Here is a 22,742-nt window from a genome sequence, read left to right on the forward strand (position 1 = left end):
TTCTCCAATGATGCACACCCTAGCACAGCGTTTTCGGACCTAAAGCGGTTAATTAACTGCAAAAAACCCGGCTTATCGGGCAATCGGAATTGTCTGATAAGGCGAATAATGGCCTGCCCAGAAATGGGAGCGCCGCTATTTAGAAGATATGTGTATCAGGGAGTCTGTTTTGTCACACAACGCTAACCATACCGTTCATCAGCCTGGCAGGGAGCTGCTCAGCGGCCCGTACGGGATCGTGAGCGCCATTGAAGGACGAGACCTAAAATGAGTGCTTCGATAACCGCCGGCGAAAGCCGCGACAACGGCCTGCAGGCCATCTGGAACCGTCTGCGCGCCAACCCGAAAATTCCGTTGCTGGTCGCCGCTTCCGCCGCGATCGCGATCGTCGTCGCGCTGCTGTTGTGGGTGAAAAGCCCCGACTACCGCGTGCTGTACAGCAATCTGAACGACCGCGACGGCGGCGCCATCGTCACCCAACTGACGCAGATGAACATCCCTTACCGCTTTGCCGAGAATGGCGCGGCGCTGCTGATCCCGGCGGAAAAGGTGCATGAAACCCGTCTGCGTCTGGCGCAGCAAGGGCTGCCGAAAGGCGGCGCCGTCGGCTTCGAACTGCTGGACCAGGAAAAATTCGGCATCAGCCAGTTCAGCGAGCAGATTAACTATCAGCGCGCCCTCGAGGGCGAGCTGTCGCGCACCATCGAATCGCTGGGGCCGGTGCAAAACGCCCGCGTTCACCTGGCGCTGCCTAAACCTTCGCTGTTCGTGCGCGAACAGAAATCCCCTTCCGCCTCGGTAACGCTCACCCTGCAACCCGGCCGTGCGCTGGACGACGGCCAGATCAACGCCATCGTTTATATGGTGTCGAGCAGCGTCGCCGGCCTGCCGCCGGGCAACGTGACCGTGGTCGATCAGGCCGGCCGCCTGCTGACCCAGTCCGACGGCACCGGGCGCGATCTCAACGCTTCGCAGCTGAAATACGCCAACGAAGTGGAAAACGGCTTCCAGCGCCGCATCGAAGCGATCCTCGCTCCGGTGGTCGGCAGCGCCAACGTGCGTGCGCAGGTCACAGCGCAGATCGACTTCGCCACGCGCGAGCAAACCGATGAACAATACCAGCCGAACCAGCAGCCGGACAAAGCCGCTATCCGCTCCCAGCAAACCAGCCTGAGCGAACAGATCGGCGGGCCGCAGGTGGGTGGCGTGCCAGGCGCGCTGTCCAACCAACCGAGCGCGCCGGCCACCGCGCCGATTGAAACCGCCAAGCCCGCGGCAGGCAACAATGCCAACGCCACCGCGCAAAACGCCGCAACCACCCGCAGCGCGGCGGCCAGCGGCGTGCCGCAAAATACCCGACGCGACGCGACCACCAACTACGAGCTCGATCGCACCATCCGCCATACCCAGCACAAAGCCGGCACCGTGCAGCGTCTGTCGGTCGCCGTGGTGGTCAACTACCTGGGCACCGGTAAAGACGGCAAACCGCAGCCGATGGGCAAAGAGCAGTTGGCGCAGATCGAAGCGCTGGTGCGTGAAGCGATGGGCTACTCCAGCAGCCGTGGCGATACCCTGAACGTGGTCAATACGCCGTTTACCGACACTCAGGTGACCGGTGGCGAACTGCCGTTCTGGCAAAGCCAGTCGTTTATCGATCGCCTGATCGACGCGGGCCGCTATCTGCTGGTGCTGCTGGTGGCCTGGCTGCTGTGGCGCAAACTGGTGCGGCCGCAGCTGCAACAGCGCCAGGCTGCGCAACAGGCCGCCATCGCCGCCGCCAACGCCCCTGCCGCCAAAGCGGTCGACAGCAACAAACCGAGCAACGAGGAGCTGGCGCAGCGTCGCAAATCGCAGCAGCGCGTCAGCGCAGAAGTCCAGAGCCAGCGGATCCGCGATCTGGCTGACAAAGACCCGCGCGTGGTCGCTCTGGTAATCCGCCAATGGATGAGTAACGAGATATGAGCCTGACCGGAACCGACAAAAGCGCCATCTTGCTGATGACGCTGGGTGAAGATCGCGCGGCGGAGGTGTTCAAACACCTCTCCTCGCGCGAAGTACAGCTGCTGAGCGGCACCATGGCCGGCATGAGCCAGGTTTCACACAAACAGCTCGGCGAAATACTGACCGAGTTTGAAGACGACGCCGAGCAATACGCGGCGCTGAGCGTCAACGCCAGCGACTACCTGCGCTCGGTGCTGGTCAAGGCGCTGGGCGAAGAGCGCGCCGCCAGCCTGCTGGAAGACATTCTCGAATCGCGCGAGACCACCACCGGCATGGAAACGCTCAACTTTATGGAGCCGCAGAGCGCCGCCGATCTGATCCGCGACGAACACCCGCAGATCATCGCCACTATTTTGGTGCACCTCAAACGCGGCCAGGCGGCGGACATCCTGGCCCTGTTCGACGAACGCCTGCGCAACGACGTGATGCTGCGTATCGCCACCTTCGGCGGCGTGCAGCCGGCGGCGTTGGCAGAGCTGACCGAAGTGCTGAACAACCTGCTCGACGGCCAGAACCTCAAGCGCAGCAAAATGGGCGGGGTGCGCACCGCCGCCGAGATCATCAACCTGATGAAAACCCAGCAGGAAGAAGCGGTCATCGACGCGATGCGCGAATACGACGGCGAGCTGGCGCAGAAGATCATCGACGAGATGTTCCTGTTCGAAAACCTGGTGGAAGTCGACGATCGCAGCATCCAGCGCCTGCTGCAGGAAGTGGAAGGCGAGTCGCTGCTGATCGCGTTGAAAGGCGCCGAACAGCCGCTGCGCGAGAAGTTCCTCAAGAACATGTCGCAACGCGCCGCCGACATCCTGCGCGACGATCTGGCCAACCGTGGGCCGGTGCGTATGTCGCAGGTGGAGAACGAGCAGAAAGCCATCCTGTTGGTGGTAAGACGCCTGGCGGAAACCGGCGAAATGATCATCGGCGGCGGCGAGGACACCTATGTCTGATCGCATTAACACCCTGCCCTGGCAGCCCTGGTCGCTCAACGATTTGGGCGAACAGAAACCGGCGTTCGAACTGCCGCCGCTGCCGGATCTCGAACAAAGCGATCCGTCGCCGGACGCGCAGGCCGAATTGCAGCAGCAGTTGGCGACGCTGCGGCTGCAGGCCGAGCAACAGGGCCAGCAGTTGGGCTATGCCGACGGCCAGCAAAAAGGCTATGAAGCCGGTTTTCAGTCCGGTCTGGAAGAAGGCCGTCAGCAAGGGCTGTTGGAAGCTCAGCAGCAGCAACAGCCGCTGACCGCCCACTGGCAGCAGTTGGTTACCGAATTCCAGCACACGCTGGACGCGCTCGACAGCGTGATCGCTTCGCGGCTGATGCAACTGGCGTTGACCGCCGCCAAACAGGTGCTGGGCCAGCCGCCGGTGTGCGACGGCACCGCCCTGCTCGCGCAGATCCAACAGCTGATTCAACAGGAGCCGATGTTCAACGGCAAGCCGCAGCTGCGGGTCCACCCGGACGACTATCCACGCGTCGAGCAGCAGTTGGGGGTTACCCTCAGCCTGCACGGCTGGCGCCTGTTGGCGGACGGCGAACTGCATCCGGGCGGCTGCAAGGTCAGCGCCGAGGAAGGCGATCTCGACGCCAGCCTGGCGACGCGCTGGCATGAACTGTGCCGCCTGGCGGCACCGGGAGAAGTCTGATGACCGCGCGTCTCGGCCGCTGGCTGAGTTCTCTGGATACGCTGGAAAAACGCATCGCCCGCGCGCCGACGGTGCGCCGCTACGGTCGCCTGACCCGCGCCACCGGGTTGGTGCTGGAGGCTACCGGCCTGCAGCTGCCGCTCGGGGCGACCTGCCTCATCGAACGGCACGACGCCGGTGAGGTGCAGGAAGTGGAAAGCGAAGTGGTCGGCTTCAACGGCCAACGGCTGTTCCTGATGCCGCTGGAAGAAGTCGAAGGCATCGTGCCGGGCGCGCGGGTTTACGCCCGCATCGCGCCGGAAGGCCAAAGCGCCGGCAAACAGCTGCCGCTCGGCCCGGCGCTGCTGGGGCGCGTGCTGGACGGCAGCGCCAAACCGCTCGACGGCCTGCCTTCGCCGGAAACCGGTTACCGCGCGCCGCTGATCACCGCGCCGTTCAACCCCTTGCAGCGCACGCCGATCGAGCAGGTGCTGGACGTGGGGGTGCGCACCATCAACGGTCTGCTGACCGTCGGTCGCGGCCAGCGCATGGGCCTGTTCGCCGGCTCCGGCGTCGGCAAGAGCGTGTTGCTCGGCATGATGGCCCGTTATACCCAGGCGGATGTGATCGTCGTTGGCCTGATCGGCGAGCGCGGCCGCGAGGTCAAAGACTTTATCGAGAACATTCTCGGCGCCGAAGGCCGGGCGCGCTCGGTGGTGATCGCTGCGCCGGCGGACGTGTCGCCGCTGCTGCGCATGCAGGGGGCGGCCTACGCCACCCGCATCGCCGAAGATTTCCGCGATCGCGGGCAGCACGTGTTGCTGATCATGGACTCCCTTACCCGCTACGCCATGGCGCAGCGTGAGATCGCCCTGGCCATCGGCGAACCGCCGGCGACCAAAGGCTATCCGCCTTCAGTCTTCGCCAAGCTGCCTGCGCTGGTGGAACGCGCGGGCAACGGCATCAGCGGCGGCGGCTCCATCACCGCCTTCTACACCGTGTTGACCGAAGGGGACGATCAGCAAGATCCGATCGCCGACTCGGCGCGCGCCATCCTCGACGGCCACGTGGTGCTGTCGCGGCGGCTGGCGGAGGCCGGCCACTACCCGGCGATCGACATCGAAGCGTCAATCAGCCGCGCCATGACATCGCTGATCGACGAAGAGCATTACCGCCGGGTACGCACCTTCAAGCAGATGCTGGCCAGCTATCAGCGCAACCGCGATCTGATCAGCGTCGGCGCCTACGCGGCGGGCAGCGATCCGTTGCTGGACAAAGCGATGACGCTGTACCCGCAGATGGAAGCGTACCTGCAACAGGGCATCTTTGAACGCAGCGGCTACGATGAAGCCTGTCAACAGCTGCAGCAGTTGATTGTTTAACGTCACCAGAGGCGCACAGCGATGAAATCACAATCCCCCCTGATTACCCTGCGCGATCTGGCGCAGGATGCGGTGGAACAGGCCGCGCAACAGCTTGGCCAGGTGCGGCAGGCGCAGCAGGCGGCGGAGCAACAGCTGTCGATGCTGCTCAACTATCAGGACGAATATCGCCAGAAGCTGAATCATACGCTTTGCGACGGCATGGACAGCTCTCGCTGGCAAAACTACCAGCAGTTTATCGGCACGCTGGAACAGGCCATCGACCAGCACCGCCAGCAGCTGCTGCAGTGGGGGCAGAAAGTGGATCATGCGGTGAAGCAATGGCAAGACAAACAACAGCGGCTGAATGCTTTCGAGACTCTGCATACCCGCGCCATAAATGCGGAGCAGCAGCAGGAGAATAAACGGGATCAAAAACTGATGGATGAGTTCGCTCAACGCAGTGCACAAAGGAATATCAACCCATGAATCTGAACGCCCTGCCCGGCCTGGCCTTACCCGGCGATGCCGGCGGTCTGGCCGAACTGACGTCGGCGCTGGATGAGAGCCAGCTGTCATCCGCTTTCGCCCAACTGCTCGGCGCACGTTTTGCGCCCGCCGCCGACGGCAAACAGCCGCCGGTCGCGCTGAGCGCGGACGATGAACGCGCCCCGGCCCTGAGCCGCAATCAGCTCAATCAACTGCTGGCCACCTTCGGCGAGCGCGGCGGCCTGCTGCCGGGTCTGGCAACCCCAGCCGACGCGCTTTCACCTGAAGGCGCCGAGAGCGAAACGCTCGTGGCCGGCGATAAACCGGCGCAGCCGCCGATCGCCGCCGCCAAAGAGCTGGATGCCGCGTCGCTGCAGGCGCTGTATGCCATGCTGCCGGCCGCGATCGTCGCCCAGCCTCAGCCAGCCGATGGCCAACGGCCGCTGCCGGTGGAAAACGCTGACGATGCGGCCGCGCTGCAGACCGGCAATGGCCTGCTGAACATTGCGGCGGCCGGTGATAACACCGCCGCGCGTTCATCGGCATCCCCTGCTCCGACAGGAACAGGCACGAAAACGCCTGCAGCCGATGGCGATAATGCCACGGCGGCGCTCCCGCAATCGACCAGCGGCGAGCGCGCAAGTGCCGCACAGCCGCTGCCGGCGGGCGATACCCAGCAGCAGCCGACGCTCAATCACGCCGTCGCCCTGGCCGCCGCCAGCCCAACGCAAACGGCCGCCCCGGCCGGCTCACTGGTGACGGCGCCGCCTACGCCGCAGTTAAACGCGCAGTTGGGTAGCCCGGAATGGCAGCAGGCGTTGAACCAACAGGTGCTGATGTTCCATCGCAACGGCCAGCAAAGCGCCGAGCTGCGTCTGCATCCGCAGGAGCTGGGCGCCTTGCAGATCACGTTGAAACTGGACGATCAGCAGGCGCAACTGCACATCGCCTCCGCTCACGGCCAGGTGCGCGCGGCGGTGGAAGCGGCGATGCCGCAGCTGCGCCACGCGCTGGCGGAGAGCGGCATCAACCTGGGGCAGAGCAGCGTGGGCGGCGAGTCCACGCCACAATGGCAACAGGCGCAGCAGCAGGCCTCCAACAGCCAGGGGCGTTCCAGCTATGCTGAACACCCTGGCGATGAGGCTGCGGCCGCCGATGGCGTCAGCGCGCCGATGGCGCTGCAGCGCATGGCCAGCGCGGTCAACGGCGTCGATATTTTCGCCTGAGCCGCCGCAAACGCCCAAGCTGGCACCCATTTGCGCGTCTATTCAGGCTATTGCACGCCGCGATAGACGCGATAATACCTTTACATGTCATGCGTGCGGCTTTGCCGCGCGCCATGCCCGCCGCCTCGCCGGCCGCGGGTGGAACAACAGGAATTAGATTTGGCTATGTCTCAGAACACCCTTCCGGCAGCACCGAAACGCTCCCTTCTGGTCATCCTGCTGGTGTTGATCAGCGTCGTCGCCTGTGGCGCCGCGGGCTACAGCTGGTGGCTGCTGCAACAGCATAAAAACGGAGCCGAACCGGCCGCCGCCAAACAGCAACCGCCGGCCGCGCCGGTGTTCATGCCGCTCGACACCTTTACCGTCAACCTGGTGACGCCGGACAACAACCCGGATCGCGTGCTGTACATCGGCCTCACGCTGCGTCTGCCGGACGAAAGTACCCGCCGTCAGCTGAACGATTTTCTGCCGGAAGTGCGCAGCCGCTTGCTGATGCTGCTCTCCCGCCAGGAAGCGAGCCAGTTGGCCAATGAACAAGGGAAGCAACAGCTGGTGGCGCAGATTAAGGACGTGCTCAGCCCGCCGCTGGTTAAGGGACAACCGAAGCAGGTGGTCAGCGACGTGCTGTTCACCGCCTTCATACTGCGGTAATCACTATGGGCGATAGCATTCTTTCACAGGCAGAGATCGACGCCTTGCTCAACGGCGACAGCGCGGGTGATGAACCCGAGGCGGTGGTCGGCAAAGAGAGCGAGGTCAAGCCTTACGATCCGAACACCCAGCGCCGCGTGGTGCGCGAGCGTCTGCACGCGCTGGAAATCATCAACGAACGTTTTGCCCGGCAGTTCCGCATGGGGTTGTTCAACCTGCTGCGCCGCAGCCCGGACATTACCGTCGGCCCGATCAAAATCCAGCCGTATCACGAGTTCGCCCGCAACCTGCCGGTGCCGACCAACCTGAACCTGGTGCATCTGAATCCGCTGCGCGGCACTGCCCTGTTCGTGTTCGCGCCGAGTCTGGTGTTCATCGCCGTCGACAACCTGTTCGGCGGCGACGGCCGCTTCCCGACCAAGGTCGAAGGCCGCGAATTCACTCCGACCGAACAGCGGGTGATCAAACGCATGCTGCGCCTGGCGCTGGACGCCTATGGCGACGCCTGGAGCGCCATCTACAAAATCGACGTGGAATACGTGCGCGCCGAAATGCAGGTGAAGTTCACCAACATCACCACCTCGCCGAACGACATCGTGGTCACCACGCCGTTCCAGGTGGAGATCGGCGCGCTGACCGGCGAGTTCAACATCTGCATTCCGTTCGCGATGATCGAACCGCTGCGCGAGCTGTTGACCAACCCGCCGCTGGAAAACTCGCGGCAGGAAGACAGCCACTGGCGCGAAACCCTGGTGAAGCAGGTGCAGCATTCCGAACTGGAACTGATCGCCAACTTCGTCGATATCCCGATGCGGCTGTCGAAAGTCCTGAAGCTGCAACCGGGCGATGTATTACCGATAGACAAGCCGGAACGCCTGATCGCCCATGTGGACGGCGTACCGGTTCTGACCAGCCAATACGGCACGTTGAACGGGCAATACGCCCTGCGTGTTGAACATTTGATTAACCCTATTTTGAATGCTCTGAGTGAGGAACAGCCCAATGAGTGATCCTAAGCAACCGTCTGGCGAAGGAAAGGAATCCGTAGACGATCTGTGGGCTGATGCGTTTAACGAGCAGCAGTCTTCAGAGAAATCCGGCGCGAGCACCGAAGGGGTGTTCAAGTCGCTGGAAGCTCAGGATGCGCTCGGCAGCCTGCAGGATATCGACCTGATCCTGGATATTCCGGTCAAGCTGACCGTGGAACTGGGGCGCACCAAGATGACCATCAAAGAGCTGCTGCGCCTGTCGCAAGGCTCGGTGGTGGCGCTGGACGGCCTGGCCGGCGAACCGCTGGATATCCTGATCAACGGTTACCTGATCGCGCAAGGTGAAGTGGTGGTGGTGGCCGACAAGTTCGGCGTGCGCATCACCGACATCATCACCCCCTCCGAACGCATGCGTCGACTGAGCCGCTGATGACCGCCGCGGCGCCCGTTACCGTCCAAAGCACCCACCCCCCCGCCGCGCCGGCCTTGCCGGCCGGTTCGGTGTTGATGCAGGTCAGCAGCGCGCTCGGCGGCATTCTGCTGCTGATCCTGCTGGCCGGTTGGCTGTTCCGTCGGCTGGGTTTCGCCCCGCAGGCGCGCAACAACAAACTGCTCAACCTGCGCGCCAGTTGCCAGGTCGGGCAGCGCGAACGCGTGGTGGTGGTGGAAGTCGACGACACCTTGCTGGTATTGGGCGTCACCGCCCAGCAGATCACCCCGCTGCACACCCTGCCCGCCCCGCCGAAAGACGAGGGCGCGGCCGACGCGGCGACACCGGCGGACTTCCGTCAACTGATGCAAAAAGTTATGAAACGCCCGGAAAAATCGGCATGACCTCGACTCTTCATACCCTCGTCCGCCGCCCGGCGGTTTGGCTCCCCGCCGCCCTGCTGCTGATCAGCCCGGCGGCTTTTGCACAACTGCCGGGGCTGATCAGCCAACCGCTGGCCAATGGCGGCCAAAGCTGGTCGCTGCCGGTGCAGACGCTGGTGCTGTTGACTTCACTGACCTTCCTGCCGGCCATGCTGCTGATGATGACCAGCTTCACCCGCATCATCATCGTGCTCGGCCTGCTGCGCAACGCGCTGGGCACGCCTTCGGCGCCGCCGAACCAGGTGATGCTGGGGCTGGCGCTGTTCCTGACCTTCTTCATCATGTCGCCGGTGTTCGACAAGGTTTATCAGGACGCCTATCTGCCGTTCAGCCAGGACAAGATCGGGCTGGAGGTCGCACTGGATAAAGGCGCGCAGCCGCTGCGCGAATTCATGCTGCGGCAAACGCGCGAAACCGATCTCGCGCTGTACGCCAGACTGGCCAATCAGCCGCCGCTGGCCGGCCCGGAAGCGGTGCCGATGCGCATCCTGCTGCCCGCCTACGTCACCAGTGAACTGAAAACCGCCTTCCAGATCGGCTTTACGGTGTTTATTCCGTTCTTGATCATCGACCTGGTGGTCGCCAGCGTGCTGATGGCGCTGGGGATGATGATGGTGCCGCCCGCCACCATCTCGCTGCCGTTCAAGCTGATGCTGTTCGTGCTGGTCGATGGCTGGCAGCTGCTGCTCGGCTCGCTGGCGCAGAGCTTCTATTCGTAACCCCTGACCGGAGAAAGCGAGATGACACCTGAATCGGTTATGGCGCTCGGCACCGAGGCGATGAAAGTCGCGCTGGCGCTGGCCGCCCCGCTGCTGCTGGCGGCGCTGATCAGCGGCCTGGTCGTCAGCCTGCTGCAGGCCGCCACCCAGATCAACGAAATGACGCTGTCGTTCATCCCTAAAATTCTGGCGGTGGTGGCCACCATCATCATCGCCGGCCCCTGGATGTTGAACCTGCTGCTGGACTACATGCGCACCCTGTTCAGCAACCTGCCAACCCTGATCGGCTGACCGTGCTCGCCTTCGACAGCGCCCAACTCACCGTTTGGCTCAGCCACTATTTTTGGCCGCTGCTGCGCATTCTGGCGCTGATCGGCACCGCGCCGATATTCAGCGAAAAGCAGATCAGCAAAAAGGTCAAAATCGGCCTTGGCGGGCTGATCGTCATCCTGATCGCGCCGACGCTGCCCGCCAGCAATATCCCTATCTTCTCCGCCGCCGGCCTGTGGCTGGCGATCCAACAGATTCTGATCGGCGTGGCGCTGGGATTGACCATGCAGTTCGCCTTCGCGGCGGTGCGCCTGGCGGGCGAAGTGATCGGCATGCAGATGGGCCTGTCGTTCGCCACCTTCTTCGATCCCAGCGGCGGCCCGAACATGCCGGTGCTGGCGCGCCTGCTCAACCTGCTGGCGATGCTGCTGTTCCTCAGCTTTGACGGCCATCTGTGGCTGATTTCGCTGCTGGCGGACAGCTTCCACACCCTGCCTGTCCAAACGCAGCCGCTGAACGGCAACGGCTTCCTGGTGCTGACTCAGGTCGGCTCGCTGATCTTCATCAACGGCATGATGCTGGCGCTGCCGCTGATCTGCCTGCTGCTGACGCTCAACATGGCGCTCGGCCTGCTCAACCGCATGACGCCGCAGCTGTCGGTCTTCGTGATCGGCTTCCCGGTCACCATGACCTTCGGCATCATGACGCTGGGCATGATGATGCCGATGCTGGCGCCGTTCTGCGAACACCTGTTCGGCGAAGTGTTCGATCGATTGGCGGCGGTGATCGGCGGCATGACCTTCTGAATCCGGCGGCCCCTTCCTTCCCCCTCTTCCGCCTAAGACAAAATGGCAATAAAAACGCTTTCTTGGGACAAAAGCCTGAGAAACGGCTTTTATCCGGATTAAGGTTCAAATGTCTCCGGCGGCTTGAATAAATAAAACCCCGACCTAGAATAGACCCGGTAACAGAAATATCGCTTGTACCACGCTAGCCATCAGCGGCGATAAAAACGTTGACTCCCAAGTGAAAATAAAAAATAACGCAGTCACGCAGGGTTAAATGCGCGACAGATAACTTACACCCTGAATAAATGCGTCCGGCGCCCGCCGGCTGCAGGGCGCAGCATCGACCTTTGCTAACCACAGGAGCGAATTCATGATTAAAGCGAAAAGCAACCGAAAAGCACGCCGGTTATTCGGTTTGACCCACTGGAAAAGCAACAAGTTTAGAGTTTCGTTTACCGAGACGGCCGACGGCGGAAAATGGAAAGTGGAGAAGAAAAAGAAATAGCAGCGCTATTTATCGTCAGGGAAATAATATCTATCGCGATTTTTCCGCCACTGATTTCAATAATGCCGTTACGCATTAAACAGGGGTGACAATCTTATTATTACTTTCCTGATGAAAAAAAGGCGCGTCACTCAGTCAGTAGTGGGAGAACGAGTGACGCGCCAAACGAGTGCGCCCGGTTTCAAGAAGCCTCCCTCCCCGCGGGGCGGAGAAGGCGTTTTCTAAGCGCACTAAAGGGAAACCCGTCGCGGTCAGGCAACGGGGTATTGCTCTTAACGATTCATCTGGAACAGCGACATGCCCTGCATATCGCTGAAGGTTTTATACGACGCCTGCAGCGCCGCCTGCTGCATGAAATAAGACGAGATAGACTCGGCCAGGTCGGCATCCGTCAACGCGCTCATCTGGATCTGGTTGGTCATGTCACGCTCTTTACCGATGCTGTCCAGCTGATCCATCTCCTGCAGCTGGCTGCCCAGCTCGGCGCGCACGCTCAGCACGTTGTTGTAAGAGTTGTCCAGGCCGCGGTTGGCTTTCGCCAGCGCATCGTTCACCTGCTGCTTGGTGGCCTCGTCGGCGCCCTGCAGCGGGGTTTTCAGCGCGTTCAGCGCGATATCGATGCTCTCGAATACGTTGCTGACCGGCGCGCTGCCGTCCGGCTCGGGCTTAGGGTTGCTGGTCAACGACATGAACACCGCGTTGCCGGTATGGCCGATGGTCATGGTGCGGTTGGCGTCCACTTTCTGCTGAACCGTCTTGTCGCCGCCCTGATAGCTGACGGTGCCGCCGTTATCGACGAACGGCGCCTTGTCGTTCACATACCCGCCGAACATATAGCGGCCGTTGCCGTCGGTGCTGTTGGCCTGATTCAGCAGCTGATCTTTCAGCCCCTGCAGCTGGGTGGCCAGCGACTGGCGATCGTTATCGCTTTCGGTGCCGCCAGCGTTGACGATCAGCGCCTTCATGTCCGCGATGGTGGAGGTCGCGCCGGCCAATACCGTTTCTTCCATCGACACGTTCTGACGAGCGAAGGTGCGCGCCAGCGTGTACTGGCTGTTTTCCGCCTGCGATTGCGACAACATCACCGCGCGCGACGCCGCCAGCGGATCGTCGGACGGGTTGATCACCCGCTTGCCCGAAGAAAGCTGCTCGGCCGCCTTCATGAACAGCGACTGGTTGCCCGTGATGCCGTTCATGTTCTGTTGGTACATCATGCTGGTGCTCATGCGCATGCTGTGGGTTCCTTACTCTGAGCGACCGGCGCCGTTATCGGCGCCGATTAACAATGAAATCAACGAATATTCAGCAGCGCGTCGAACAGCGAGCTGGCGGTCTGAATCACCTGCGCGTTGGCCATGTAGTACTGCTGGAAACGCAGCAGCTCGCCATACTCTTCGTCAAGGTTGACGCCGGACATCGACTGCTGTTGCGCGCCCAGTTGCGTGACGATCTTGGCCTGCGACGTGGCGATGGCCTTGGCGGCAGCGGTCTGGTTGCCGACGCCGCTGACGATGCCGGCGTAAGCGCCGCTCAGGGTCGCCTTGCCGTCCACCAGGTTTTTGGTCTGCAGATCCAGCAGCTTCTTGGCGTTTTCGTTATCGCCGCGCCCGCTGTCGTCTTTACCGGCGGCGGCGATCTTGGACGAATCGGTGATGGCCACTTTCAGGTTGCCCGCCACGTCGCTGACCGGCTTCACGGTGAAGCTGTCTTTGGCTTGCGCATTGCCGTCGATGCTCACTTCCAACCCGTCGAAGTTCAGCGTCGGTTTGCCGTCAGCGCTGGTGCCCGGCGTCGCGTTGACTTTCACGTTGTCCGGCAGGCGGCTGACCTGCCAGTTGCTGCCGTCGAACTCGACGCGATAATCGTTGGCTTTCACCTTGCCGGTATCGGTGTAAGCGACCGACAGCGACGCGTCGCCGGTGTTGCGGGTGTTATCCACCACCCGGCCGCCGCTGAAGCTGAAGAAGTCGCCGCCCGCATCGCCGTTCAGATCGAAGCCGGCGCGATGCTGTTGGTTAAAGCTGTCCGCCATCGCCAGCGCCAACTGGCCCAGTTGATTGCGCACGCCGTCCAGCGTTTCGCTGCGGAATTTCAGCACGCCGCTCAGCGTGCCGCTGGTGATCTGGCCTTCCGGCACTTCGCTGGCGCCGTTGCCGCGGTTATAGCCGATGGTCAGACGGGAAGGATCGCTGCTGGAAGGCACGGCTTCCACCTGATAGGTGTTGCTGCCCTGCACCAGCGTCAAGCCGTTGGCGAAGGAGACGGTATAAGCGTCGCCGTCCTGCTGCGTGACCTGTACGCCCACCAGCTGGTTCAATTCTGTGACCAGCTGATCGCGCTGATCCAGCAACGCATTCGGCTCGCCGGCGGCGCTGCCGCGCAAACGGGTGATCTCGTCGTTCAGCTTGGCGATCTGTTGGCCGTAGCTGTTGATCTGCTGCGCCGTATCGCTGATCTGCTGATTAACGCCGTTATCCATATCGCGCAGGAATTTATCGGTGTTGTTGAACTGGTTCACCAGGCCGTTAGCCTTGCCCAGCACCGTCTGGCGCGCGGCGTCGTCACCGGCGTTGCTCACCAGGTTCTGCAGGTTGGTGAAGAAATCCTGCATGTTGGTCGACAGCGGGTTGGTCTTGCTCGCCAACAGGTTGTCGATCTGCGAAATCTTCTCGTAATAGGCGTTTTGCGCCCCGAACGCGCTTTGCGCGCCGCGCAGCTGGTTGGTGATGAACTGGTTGTATTCGCGGTTGACGCTGGTGACGGTCACGCCGTTGCCGATAAAGCCGCTCATGGTGGCCATGCCGCCATTCTGCGCCAGGATCGCGGTCTGGCGGTTGTAGCCCGCCACGTTGTAGTTGGAGATGTTGTTGCTGACGGTACTGAGCGCCACCTGAGCCGCATTCAGCCCGCTCATCGCGGTATTGATTAAGCTATTGGACATCGGAATTCCTTATGCTGCGGCGCCGGTGGCCCACAGGGTTCTTAATTGAGCTGCTGAGCCTGTTCGCTCAGCCTGTTTCGGTTATCGGCAAAAATGAGAAGAACTTGAGGAAAAAAAGCGGCAATGCGGTCAGCATCCAGCGAGCCTCCATTACCGCCTATCCCCTAAATAATTGGCGCCGCAGCAAGACGACAAGCAAGGGAGCCCCCGGGAGCTTGATTAAGCCAAGTGACCGGGGCGAGCTTGTGCAATCAACGCCGCTGCAGCGTCAAGAATGACGGGGGATTTAGAACAAATCGTTCAGATCGTGGGTATAGGCTTTCACCGCCTGCTCCCCCGCGTTCTTCATCTGCTGAATCACGCTGACCAGTTTGCTGGCGTACTGCGGGTCGGTGGCGTACCCGGCGCGTTGCAGCGCATGCGCCGCCTGCTCCGGGCTGCGCGCAGCGGCCACATCGGCGTAGCGCGGGTTGTTGGTCAACAGCTTGACGTAATCGACGATCGCTTCCACATAGGAACCGTAGACGCGGAACTTCGCCTTCACCTTCTTCGCCGCACCCTGTTCGAACTCGGTGGTGGTGATCTCCGTCACCGGTCCGCTCCAGCTGCCGCCGGCCTTGATGCCGAACAGGTTGTAGCTCGGCGTGCCGTCTGATGTCGGGATCTCGCGCTGCCCCCAACCGGACTCCAGCGCCGCCTGCGCGACGATCAGCTGATGCGGAATGCCGCTCTGCTGGCTGGCGACCTTCGCCGGTATCGACAGGCGAGCGACGAAGTTGCCGTTGTTGAGCGACAGCGGCGCGGCGGCCGGCGGGGCCTTCGGCATCGCCCGGCGCACCATTTGCTCCAGCGCCTGGTTCGGCAGCGTTTGCAGCACCTCGTTGTCCAGCGCCATCGGCGACAGGCCCGCCGTTTCGCTCGGCACCGCGTTGGCGTTGCTCATCTGCTTGACCATCATGTCGGCCAGCCCCAGCCCTTTTTGCGACATCTGCTGGGCGATTTGCTGGTCGTACATCGAGGTATACAGCCGCGTTTGGTCGCTGCTCAACACCCCGTCCTGCGGCAAGGCGGAACGCATGCTTTTCAGCATCATCTGCACGAACATGCCTTCTACCTGCTGCGCCACCTGCTTGAGGTTGCCCTGCGGGTCGGCCGCCGCGTCGCGCTTCAGGCCGTTCAGCGCCTGGGCGTCATAGGCCGCGCCCGACATCGCCATCAGATCGCCGGCCATCAGATGATTTCCAGCTTGGCGCGCAGGCAGCCGGCGCTCTGCATCGCCTGCAAGATCGACATCAGATCGATCGGCGTGGCGCCCAGCGCGTTCAGCGCCCGGATCACGTTGTTCAGGTTGGCGCTGGCGTTCACTTTCTGCAGCGATCCGCCCTGCTGTTGCACCGAGATCTGGGTGTTAGGCGTCACCACCGTCTGGCCGCCGCCGAACGGCGTCGTCGGTTGGCTGACGGTGTTCTGCCGATCGACCACCACCGACAGATTGCCCTGGGCGACGGCGCAAGAATCGAGGATCACATCGCGGTTCATCACCACCGACCCGGTGCGCGAGTTGATGATCACTTTGGCGTCCATCGCCCCGACGTTGACGGTGATGTTTTGAATCTCCGCCAGGAAGCGCACCTGAGAGCTGTTGCCCTGCGGCACCAGCACCTGGATCGTGCGGGCGTCGAGCGGCGTCGCGGTGCCGCCGCCGCGTTGGCGGTTGATGGCGTCGCTGATCTGCTGCGCCAGCGTGAAATCCTCGTCGTTCAGCTGAAGGTTGAGAACGCCGCCGCTGCCGAAGGTGGTCGGCAGCTCGCGCTCGATGGTGGCGCCGTTGCTGATGCGCCCGCCCGCCAGCTGGTTGACCTGCACGCTGCTGCCGCCGGCCGCCGCGCCCGCGCCGCCGACCAGCACGTTGCCCTGCGCCAGGGCATAGACCTGATTATCCACGCCTTTGAGCGGCGTCATCAGCAAAGTGCCGCCGCGCAGGCTCTTGGCGTTGCCCATCGAAGAAACCACCACGTCGATATTCTGCCCGGCGCGTGAGAACGGCGGCAGTTTGGCGGTCACCATCACCGCCGCCACGTTTTTCAGCTGCATGTTGGTGCCCGGCGGCACGGTGATGCCCAGCTGCGACAGCATGTTGCTCAAGCTTTGGGTGGTGAACGGCGTCTGCATGGTCTGGTCGCCGGAGCCGTCCAGCCCCACCACCAGGCCGTAGCCGATCAGGGCGTTGTCTCGCACGCCCTGCACCGTCACCAGATCGCGGATGCGCTCCGCCGCCGCCGGCAAGCACACCAGCCCGACGCACAGCGCGATAAACCATTTTTTCAGCATCAGTCAATCCTTAGAACGGTGAAACATTTAAGAAGAAGCGCTGCAGCCAGCCCATGGTCTGCGCTTCGTTGATATAGCCATTGCCGACGTATTCGATACGCGCGTCCGCCACCTGCGTCGAGGTCACCGAGTTGTTGCCGCTGATGGTGCGCGGGTTGACGACGCCGGAGAAGCGGATGAATTCGGTGCCCTGGTTGATGGCGATCTGCTTTTCCCCCACCACGTGCAGGTTGCCGTTGGCCAGCACCTGGTTGACCGTCACCGTGATGGTGCCGTTGAAGGTGTTGTTGGCGTTGGCGCCGCCCTTGCCGCCGAAGGTGCTGTCGCCGGAAATGTCCATATCGGCGCGCGCATTGCCCAACAGGCCGTCGAGGTAACGCGGCGAGGTGGCGACGCCGAACTTGCTGGCGCCGTTGCGGCTGGCATTGGCGGAGGAGCTTTTGCTGGCGCTGACGTTTTCCTGCAGCACGATGGTCAGGGTGTCGCCGACGTTGCGCGGCCGGCGGTCTTCGAACAGCGGCTGATAGCCGTAGTTCATCGGCTGCACCGTCTGGAAGATCGAGCCGTTCGGCATCGGCGCGCTGGCCGGCGCGGGTTGCGCCGTGGTCGCGCCGTCCACCAGCGGTTTGTGCGGAATATAAGCGCAGCCGCTCAGCGTCAGCATCACCATTCCCGCCAGCCAGCGTTGTCCCTGCCGCGGCAGGATTGCCATCGAATATGTGGTTACCACGGGTATCGCCTTTGTTTCACGAAAGAGAATGACGGGCGCGGCATGCCGGGCCCGTCAAGGACAGATTACAGTTGCGTCAGCTTTTGCAGCATCTGATCGGAGGTCGATACCGCTTTGCTGTTGATCTCATAAGCGCGCTGAGTCTGGATCATGTTGACCAGCTCTTCCGCCACGTTGACGTTGGAGGTTTCCACGTAGCCCTGATACAGCAGACCGGCGCCGTTCAGCCCCGGCGTGCTCTCGTTCGGCGCGCCCGAGCTTTCGGTTTCCTGATACAGATTCTCGCCCACGCTCTCCAGACCGCTGTCGTTGACAAAGGTCGTCAGCGTCAGTTGGCCCACCTGCTGGGCGGCGGTTTGCCCCTGCTGGGTGACGCTGACGATGCCATCGCGGCCGACGGTGATGGACAGCGCGTTCGCCGGAATGGTGATCGCCGGCTGCACCTGGAAACCGCTGGAGGTGACCAACTGGCCGTTCTGATCGATCTGGAACGACCCGTCGCGGGTGTAGGCCTGGGTGCCGTCCGGCAGCATCACCTGGAAGAAACCCTGCCCCTTGATGGCAACGTCTTTGCTGTTGTTGGTCTGCGACAGGTTGCCCTGGCTGTGCAGCCGCTCGGTCGCCACCGGACGCACGCCGGTGCCGATCTGCAGACCGGAAGGCAGCGTAGTCTGCTCGGAGGACTGCGCGCCCGGCTGACGCATGGTCTGGTACAGCAGATCTTCAAATACCGCACGCTGGCGCTTGAAGCCGTTGGTGCTGACGTTCGCCAGGTTGTTGGCGATCACGTCCATGTTGGTCTGCTGCGCGTCCAGACCGGTTTTGGCAATCCATAAGGATGGAATCATCGGTTATTTCCTTGCTGCTTAGCTCACTGAGAGCAGTGAGTTGGCACGCTGTTCGTTTTCATCCACGCTGTGGATGACCTTCATTTGCATTTCAAAACGGCGGGCGTTGGCGATCATGTCGACCATGGTCTCCATCGGCTTGACGTTGCTGCCTTCCAGCACCCCGGGCATCACCCGCACCTGCGGATCGTTTTGCAACTGATTGCCGCGCAGCTGTTGGGTTTCCGGCGTCAGGCGGAACAGCCCGTCGTCACCGCGCATCACTTCGCGCGCGTCGGCTTTCACCAGCTTCAGGCGGCCAATCTGCGCGATGGTGTTCGGCGGATCGCCGGCGTTCAGCGCCGAAATGGTGCCGTCGGCCGCGATGGTGATCTCCGCAGACGGCGGCACCTCGATCGGGCCGCCGTCGCCCATCAGCGGCATCCCCTGCACCGTCAACTGCCCGGTGGAGGAGATCTGAATGTTGCCGTTGCGGGTGTAAGCTTCACCGCCGCCCGGCAGACTCACCGCCAGGAAACCGTCCTGCTGCAGCGCCACGTCCAGCGGACGCGCCGTGTAGTTCAGCGCGCCCTGGCTCATGTCGGCGCCCGGCGTCGAGGCAGTCACCAAGGTGCGGGTCGCCATACTCGGCCCGTCGACCGGCACCGCGCGCAACGCGGCAAGCTGGGCGCGAAAGCCCGGCGTCGACGCGTTGGCCAAGTTGTTGGCGGTAATGGATTGCTGTTCCAGCGTTTGGCGCGCCGCGCCCATCGCGGTATAAATCGCGTGATCCATAACTCGGCCCTATCAGCGCAGGCTAACCAGCGTCTGCAGGATGGAGTCCTGCGTCTTGATGGTCTGGGCGTTGGACTGGTAGTTACGCTGCGCGACGATCATGTTCACCAGCTCCTGGCTCAGATCGACGTTGGAAGATTCCAGCGCGCCGCTGGTCAGCTTACCGAAGCCGCCACCGCCCGACAGACCGACGCGCGGCTGGCCGGACGCGCCGGTTTCCTGCCACACGTTATCACCCTGCGACGCCAGCCCTTCCGGGTTGGAGAAGTTGGCCATGACGATCTGGCCCAGCACCTGGGTCTGTTGGTTGGAGTAGATGCCCACCACCGTGCCGTCGTTGTTGATCTGGAAGTTGGTGTATTCGCCGGCGGCATAGCCGTCCTGCGCCACTTTGCTCACCGAGTCGCTGCCTACGTTCTGCTGCATGCTGCCGGCGAAGCTCAGGGTGAAATCTTGCGCCGGCGCGCCGTCTTTGGCGGTCATCGGGATCACCATGCTGAACTCGCCCGGCGCGCCGTTGGTGCTGGTGGTTTTCACCAGGTTGCCGCTGGTGCTGAACTCCATGGTGCCGGCGTTCACTGGCGCTGCGCTGCCGTCCTGGGTGTACACCTGCCACTTGTTGTCTTCTGTCTTGACGAAGTAGGCGTTGATATTGTGCGCGTTGCCCAGCGAGTCGTAAGCGGTGATGGTGTTGACGTAGTTGTAGCTGTCCTGCTTGGCCGGATCGAACTTATGATCATCCGGCACCTTATGGGTGGACTTCAGGTTGGCCACCATCTCGCCGGAGGTGGACGCCTTGGCGTTCATCATGCCTTCGGGAATGCTCAGCGGCACCGGGTTGGCGCCCTGCTGGATGGTCGGCGGGGAACCGGCCGCCGGGTAGCCGGTCAGCTGCAGGCCCTGCATGTTGGTCAGGTTGCGGTTCTCGTCCAGCTTGAACTGGCCATTGCGGGTATAGAAGATGCCGCCGTCTTTATCCTGCATGCGGAAAAAGCCGTTGCCGTTGATGGCGACGTCCAGCGCACGGCTGGTGCCGGTGGTGGTGCCGCCCTTGAAGTTCTGGGTGATGCCGGACACTTTGACGCCCAGCCCGACCTGCGAACCGGCAAACATGTCGGCGAAGGACACGCTGCCGGATTTGAAGCCCGCAGTCGCGGAGTTGGCGATGTTGTTACCGATCACGTCCAGGTTGGTTGCTGCCGCGTTCAAGCCGCTGACTGCCTGAGAAAAGGCCATGTTATTCTCCGAATAGTGGTCAGGCTATCGTCCGATTGAACCTGACGCTGAGGGTTATAAGATCTGTCGCACGTCTTCCAGGGTGGCGTTGCCCGCCAGGCCGAGATCCAGCTTGGCGCCGTTGCCGTCGCGGATCACGCCGTTCACCAGCCCGAAGTGCAGGCTGCGCGCCACCAGTTGCTCGCCGTTGCCTTTGGCGTTGATGGCCACTTTGTAGGCGCCGTCGGGCGCGGTGGTGCCGTCATCCAGCGAGCCGTCCCAGGTGAAGGCGTGCACGCCGGCGGTCAAGCCGCCGATTTCAATGGTGCGCACCACCTGCCCGCTGGCGTTGGTGATGGTGGCGGTCACCTGATCGGCGGCGCGCTCCAGTTCCACGCCGAACGGCGTGGTGCTGACCTTGCCATCCTTGCTGCCGACCAGAATGTTGTTGCCCGGCACCATCACGCCGTGACCGATCAGCGCGGTGGCCTGCAGCGACTGGTTGCTGTTGATCTGGCCGGAGATCGACCCCAGCGTGGTGTTAAGCTTTTCGATACCCTGAACGGTATTGATCTGCGCCAGCTGCGACGTCAGCTCGTTGTTCTGCATCGGATTGGTCGGATCCTGGTTTTTCAACTGTGCCACCAGCAGCGTCAGGAAGCTGTTGTGCAGATCCTGGCTGTTGGTATTTTTGCTGTTGTTACCGATGACGGTGTTATCCAACGACTCGTTGGTGGTTGCGGCAATAGCCATGGGAAGCTCCGGTTACTGACCCAGCGTCAGGGTCTTCATCATCATCGACTTGGTGGTGTTGAGCACCTCGACGTTGGCCTGGTAGCTGCGGGAAGCGGAGATGGTGTTGACCATTTCCCCTACCACGTCGACATTCGGCATGCGCACATACCCCTTGGCGTCCGCCAGCGGGTTGCCCGGCTGATACACCAGACGCTCGGGCGCCGGATCGTCCACCACCTGGGCGACGCGCACGCCGCCGGTCGGTTGCCCCGGCGCCGCCGCGACCTGGAACACCACCTGCTTGGCGCGGTAAGGTTCGCCGTCCGGGCCGGTCACGCTGTCGGCATTGGCCATGTTGCTGGCGCTGACGTTCATGCGCTGGGATTGCGCCGATAACGCCGAGCCGGAGATATCAAAAATATTCAGTAAAGACATGCGCCTTATCCTTGTTGCAGCACGGACATCATCCCTTTGATCTGCCCATTGAGCAGCGTCAGGTCGGTCTGATATTTCAGGCTGTTATCGGCAAAGTTGGTGCGTTCGCGATCCATGTCCACCGTGTTGCCGTCCATCGACGGCTGGTCCGGCACTCGGAACAGCAGATCGAGCTGTGGCGGCTGCAGGGTCTGCGCCGGGATGTGGCGCGCCGCCGTCAGGTTGAGCGCCATGCCGTTGCCGCTGACGCGCCCTTGTTCCAGCACCTTGTTCAATTGGCTGGCGAAATCGATATCCCGCGCCTGATAACCCGGCGTGTCTGCGTTGGCGATGTTGGCGGCCAGAATTTCCTGCCGCTGGGCGCGCAAGTTCAGCGCCTCTTGGCCAAAGCGCAGAGCCGCGTCCAGTTTGTCGAGCATGCTCCCTCCGCGAGGTTAGAATTTGGAGTCGACAGCATAAACGCCCCCTGCGCCACCCTATCGCGGGAATAAACGCAAAATGGGGTGCTATTTATCTGCTTAGCCTGCGCGCGCTGCGGGTACACTTACGCGTATCCCGATGAAGCTTGAGAAGATGACGATGAAAGGTAAAATGCTGCTTATCGGCCTGCTGTGCAGTCTGAACGCGCGCGCCGACGATCTGGCGACGCAAATCGAAAGCTTCATCCAGGGCAAGTTCAGCGGCGAACCGGTACAGGTAAAAGTGCGGGTGCGCACGCCGCCGAACCAATGGCCCGCTTGCGAACTGCCGCAGCTGTCGCTGTCGCCCAACGCGCGGATCGGCGGCAACGTCAGCATTTCGGCGCGCTGTGGGCAGGAGCGGCGTTTTATCCAGACGCAGGTGCAGGTGTTCGGCCGCTATCTCGTTTCGGCGCGCGGCATCAGCGCCGGCAGCCGGTTGACGGCGGCGGATCTGGCGTTGAAAGCAGGCCGGCTCGATACCCTGCCGCCGCGCGCGCTGACCGAAGCGGGCAAAGCGGTGGGCGCCGTCAGCCTGCGCAACATCAGCCCCGGTCAGCCGCTGACCCTCGCCATGCTGCGCTGCGCCTGGATTATCAAGGCAGGGCAACCGGTGCAGGTCAACGCACAGGGCGAAGGATTCAGCATCAGCGGTGCGGGCAAGGCGATGAACAACGCCGCCGCCGAAGACAGCGTGCGGGTGCGCATGGCCTCCGGGCAGATCGTCAGCGGCGTGGTCGGGGACGACGGCGCGATCCGCATTACGTTATAAAAAAG

The 22,742-nt window shown here is 62.5% G+C and carries 26 protein-coding genes; 15 read left to right on the top strand and 11 right to left on the bottom strand.

Features of this window, described 5'->3' with window-relative positions:
* The first annotated feature begins 267 nt into the window (after positions 1-267).
* The 14 genes from fliF (at position 268) to sra (ending at position 11,498) form a co-directional block, all read left to right on the top strand.
* Entirely contained in the window at positions 268-1,962 is a 1,695-nt protein-coding gene (gene fliF, locus IT763_RS13960; RefSeq protein WP_048794699.1) for a flagellar basal-body MS-ring/collar protein FliF, read from the top strand.
* Positions 1,959-2,951, top strand: a complete 993-nt coding sequence (gene fliG / locus IT763_RS13965) for a flagellar motor switch protein FliG (protein WP_004934775.1) — start codon at positions 1,959-1,961, stop codon at positions 2,949-2,951. The genes fliF and fliG overlap by 4 nt, the downstream gene beginning before the upstream one ends.
* Positions 2,944-3,648 carry a flagellar assembly protein FliH gene (gene fliH / locus IT763_RS13970; RefSeq protein WP_016927310.1) on the top strand — a complete coding sequence of 235 codons (705 nt, stop codon included), beginning with the start codon at positions 2,944-2,946 and terminating at the stop codon, positions 3,646-3,648. The genes fliG and fliH overlap by 8 nt, the downstream gene beginning before the upstream one ends.
* Positions 3,648-5,009 (top strand): flagellar protein export ATPase FliI, encoded by a 1,362-nt coding sequence (gene fliI / locus IT763_RS13975; RefSeq protein ID WP_004934781.1) that lies wholly within the window; start codon positions 3,648-3,650, stop codon positions 5,007-5,009. The genes fliH and fliI overlap by 1 nt, the downstream gene beginning before the upstream one ends.
* A gap of 21 nt (positions 5,010-5,030) precedes the next feature.
* A complete protein-coding gene (gene fliJ / locus IT763_RS13980) occupies positions 5,031-5,477 on the top strand; it encodes a flagellar export protein FliJ (protein ID WP_016927309.1) in 447 nt (148 codons plus the stop codon).
* Positions 5,474-6,703: a flagellar hook-length control protein FliK gene (locus tag IT763_RS13985; RefSeq protein ID WP_206194780.1), complete on the top strand. Its 1,230-nt coding sequence runs from the start codon at positions 5,474-5,476 to the stop codon at positions 6,701-6,703. Before fliJ ends, IT763_RS13985 begins: the two co-directional genes overlap by 4 nt.
* A gap of 165 nt (positions 6,704-6,868) precedes the next feature.
* Complete coding sequence (gene fliL, locus IT763_RS13990) at positions 6,869-7,354, top strand: flagellar basal body-associated protein FliL (protein WP_016927307.1); 486 nt, start codon at positions 6,869-6,871, stop codon at positions 7,352-7,354.
* Positions 7,355-7,359: 5 nt separating this feature from the next.
* The gene (fliM, locus tag IT763_RS13995; protein WP_004934798.1) at positions 7,360-8,364 is read left to right on the top strand and encodes a flagellar motor switch protein FliM; all 1,005 of its coding nucleotides are present in this window, start codon (positions 7,360-7,362) and stop codon (positions 8,362-8,364) included.
* Entirely contained in the window at positions 8,357-8,773 is a 417-nt protein-coding gene (gene fliN, locus IT763_RS14000; RefSeq protein ID WP_004934799.1) for a flagellar motor switch protein FliN, read from the top strand. The genes fliM and fliN overlap by 8 nt, the downstream gene beginning before the upstream one ends.
* Complete coding sequence (fliO, locus tag IT763_RS14005; protein ID WP_097101832.1) at positions 8,773-9,177, top strand: flagellar biosynthetic protein FliO; 405 nt, start codon at positions 8,773-8,775, stop codon at positions 9,175-9,177. Before fliN ends, fliO begins: the two co-directional genes overlap by 1 nt.
* Positions 9,174-9,935 (top strand): flagellar type III secretion system pore protein FliP, encoded by a 762-nt coding sequence (gene fliP / locus IT763_RS14010; protein ID WP_004934802.1) that lies wholly within the window; start codon positions 9,174-9,176, stop codon positions 9,933-9,935. The genes fliO and fliP overlap by 4 nt, the downstream gene beginning before the upstream one ends.
* A 21-nt stretch (positions 9,936-9,956) precedes the next feature.
* Entirely contained in the window at positions 9,957-10,226 is a 270-nt protein-coding gene (gene fliQ, locus IT763_RS14015) for a flagellar biosynthesis protein FliQ (RefSeq protein WP_004934803.1), read from the top strand.
* Between the two features lie 2 nt (positions 10,227-10,228).
* Positions 10,229-11,011, top strand: coding sequence for a flagellar biosynthetic protein FliR (gene fliR / locus IT763_RS14020; protein WP_033640028.1), 783 nt, complete (start codon positions 10,229-10,231; stop codon positions 11,009-11,011).
* 352 nt (positions 11,012-11,363) lie between these two features.
* Entirely contained in the window at positions 11,364-11,498 is a 135-nt protein-coding gene (gene sra / locus IT763_RS14025; protein ID WP_087763075.1) for a stationary-phase-induced ribosome-associated protein, read from the top strand.
* Positions 11,499-11,770: 272 nt separating this feature from the next.
* Here sra and flgL read toward each other — a convergent pair whose 3' ends face one another.
* From flgL to flgB, 11 genes are all read right to left on the bottom strand, one after another.
* Positions 11,771-12,730, bottom strand: a complete 960-nt coding sequence (flgL, locus tag IT763_RS14030) for a flagellar hook-associated protein FlgL (RefSeq protein WP_016927302.1) — start codon at positions 12,728-12,730, stop codon at positions 11,771-11,773.
* Positions 12,731-12,789: 59 nt separating this feature from the next.
* Positions 12,790-14,439: a flagellar hook-associated protein FlgK gene (gene flgK, locus IT763_RS14035; protein WP_016927301.1), complete on the bottom strand. Its 1,650-nt coding sequence runs from the start codon at positions 14,437-14,439 to the stop codon at positions 12,790-12,792.
* Between the two features lie 286 nt (positions 14,440-14,725).
* A complete protein-coding gene (flgJ, locus tag IT763_RS14040) occupies positions 14,726-15,670 on the bottom strand; it encodes a flagellar assembly peptidoglycan hydrolase FlgJ (RefSeq protein ID WP_016927300.1) in 945 nt (314 codons plus the stop codon).
* Entirely contained in the window at positions 15,670-16,770 is a 1,101-nt protein-coding gene (locus tag IT763_RS14045) for a flagellar basal body P-ring protein FlgI (protein WP_004934816.1), read from the bottom strand. The genes flgJ and IT763_RS14045 overlap by 1 nt, the downstream gene beginning before the upstream one ends.
* Positions 16,771-16,780: 10 nt before the next feature.
* Complete coding sequence (flgH, locus tag IT763_RS14050; RefSeq protein ID WP_004934817.1) at positions 16,781-17,482, bottom strand: flagellar basal body L-ring protein FlgH; 702 nt, start codon at positions 17,480-17,482, stop codon at positions 16,781-16,783.
* 83 nt (positions 17,483-17,565) lie between these two features.
* Positions 17,566-18,348: a flagellar basal-body rod protein FlgG gene (gene flgG / locus IT763_RS14055; RefSeq protein WP_004934819.1), complete on the bottom strand. Its 783-nt coding sequence runs from the start codon at positions 18,346-18,348 to the stop codon at positions 17,566-17,568.
* An 18-nt stretch (positions 18,349-18,366) separates the two neighbouring features.
* The gene (locus IT763_RS14060; RefSeq protein ID WP_049240622.1) at positions 18,367-19,122 is read right to left on the bottom strand and encodes a flagellar basal body rod protein FlgF; all 756 of its coding nucleotides are present in this window, start codon (positions 19,120-19,122) and stop codon (positions 18,367-18,369) included.
* A 12-nt stretch (positions 19,123-19,134) separates the two neighbouring features.
* Positions 19,135-20,358 carry a flagellar hook protein FlgE gene (gene flgE / locus IT763_RS14065; protein WP_176063016.1) on the bottom strand — a complete coding sequence of 408 codons (1,224 nt, stop codon included), beginning with the start codon at positions 20,356-20,358 and terminating at the stop codon, positions 19,135-19,137.
* Positions 20,359-20,412: 54 nt separating this feature from the next.
* Positions 20,413-21,090, bottom strand: a complete 678-nt coding sequence (gene flgD, locus IT763_RS14070) for a flagellar hook assembly protein FlgD (protein WP_206194781.1) — start codon at positions 21,088-21,090, stop codon at positions 20,413-20,415.
* Positions 21,091-21,102: 12 nt separating this feature from the next.
* Complete coding sequence (gene flgC, locus IT763_RS14075) at positions 21,103-21,507, bottom strand: flagellar basal body rod protein FlgC (protein ID WP_004934826.1); 405 nt, start codon at positions 21,505-21,507, stop codon at positions 21,103-21,105.
* Between the two features lie 5 nt (positions 21,508-21,512).
* Positions 21,513-21,926, bottom strand: a complete 414-nt coding sequence (gene flgB / locus IT763_RS14080) for a flagellar basal body rod protein FlgB (protein WP_015378256.1) — start codon at positions 21,924-21,926, stop codon at positions 21,513-21,515.
* Positions 21,927-22,086: 160 nt separating this feature from the next.
* Here flgB and flgA point away from each other — a divergent pair, with 160 nt between their 5' ends.
* Complete coding sequence (gene flgA / locus IT763_RS14085; protein ID WP_206194782.1) at positions 22,087-22,737, top strand: flagellar basal body P-ring formation chaperone FlgA; 651 nt, start codon at positions 22,087-22,089, stop codon at positions 22,735-22,737.
* Positions 22,738-22,742: the final 5 nt, after the last annotated feature.

The sequence above is a fragment of the Serratia sp. CMO1 genome (genome assembly GCF_015689115.1).
Taxonomy (GTDB): domain Bacteria; phylum Pseudomonadota; class Gammaproteobacteria; order Enterobacterales; family Enterobacteriaceae; genus Serratia; species Serratia marcescens.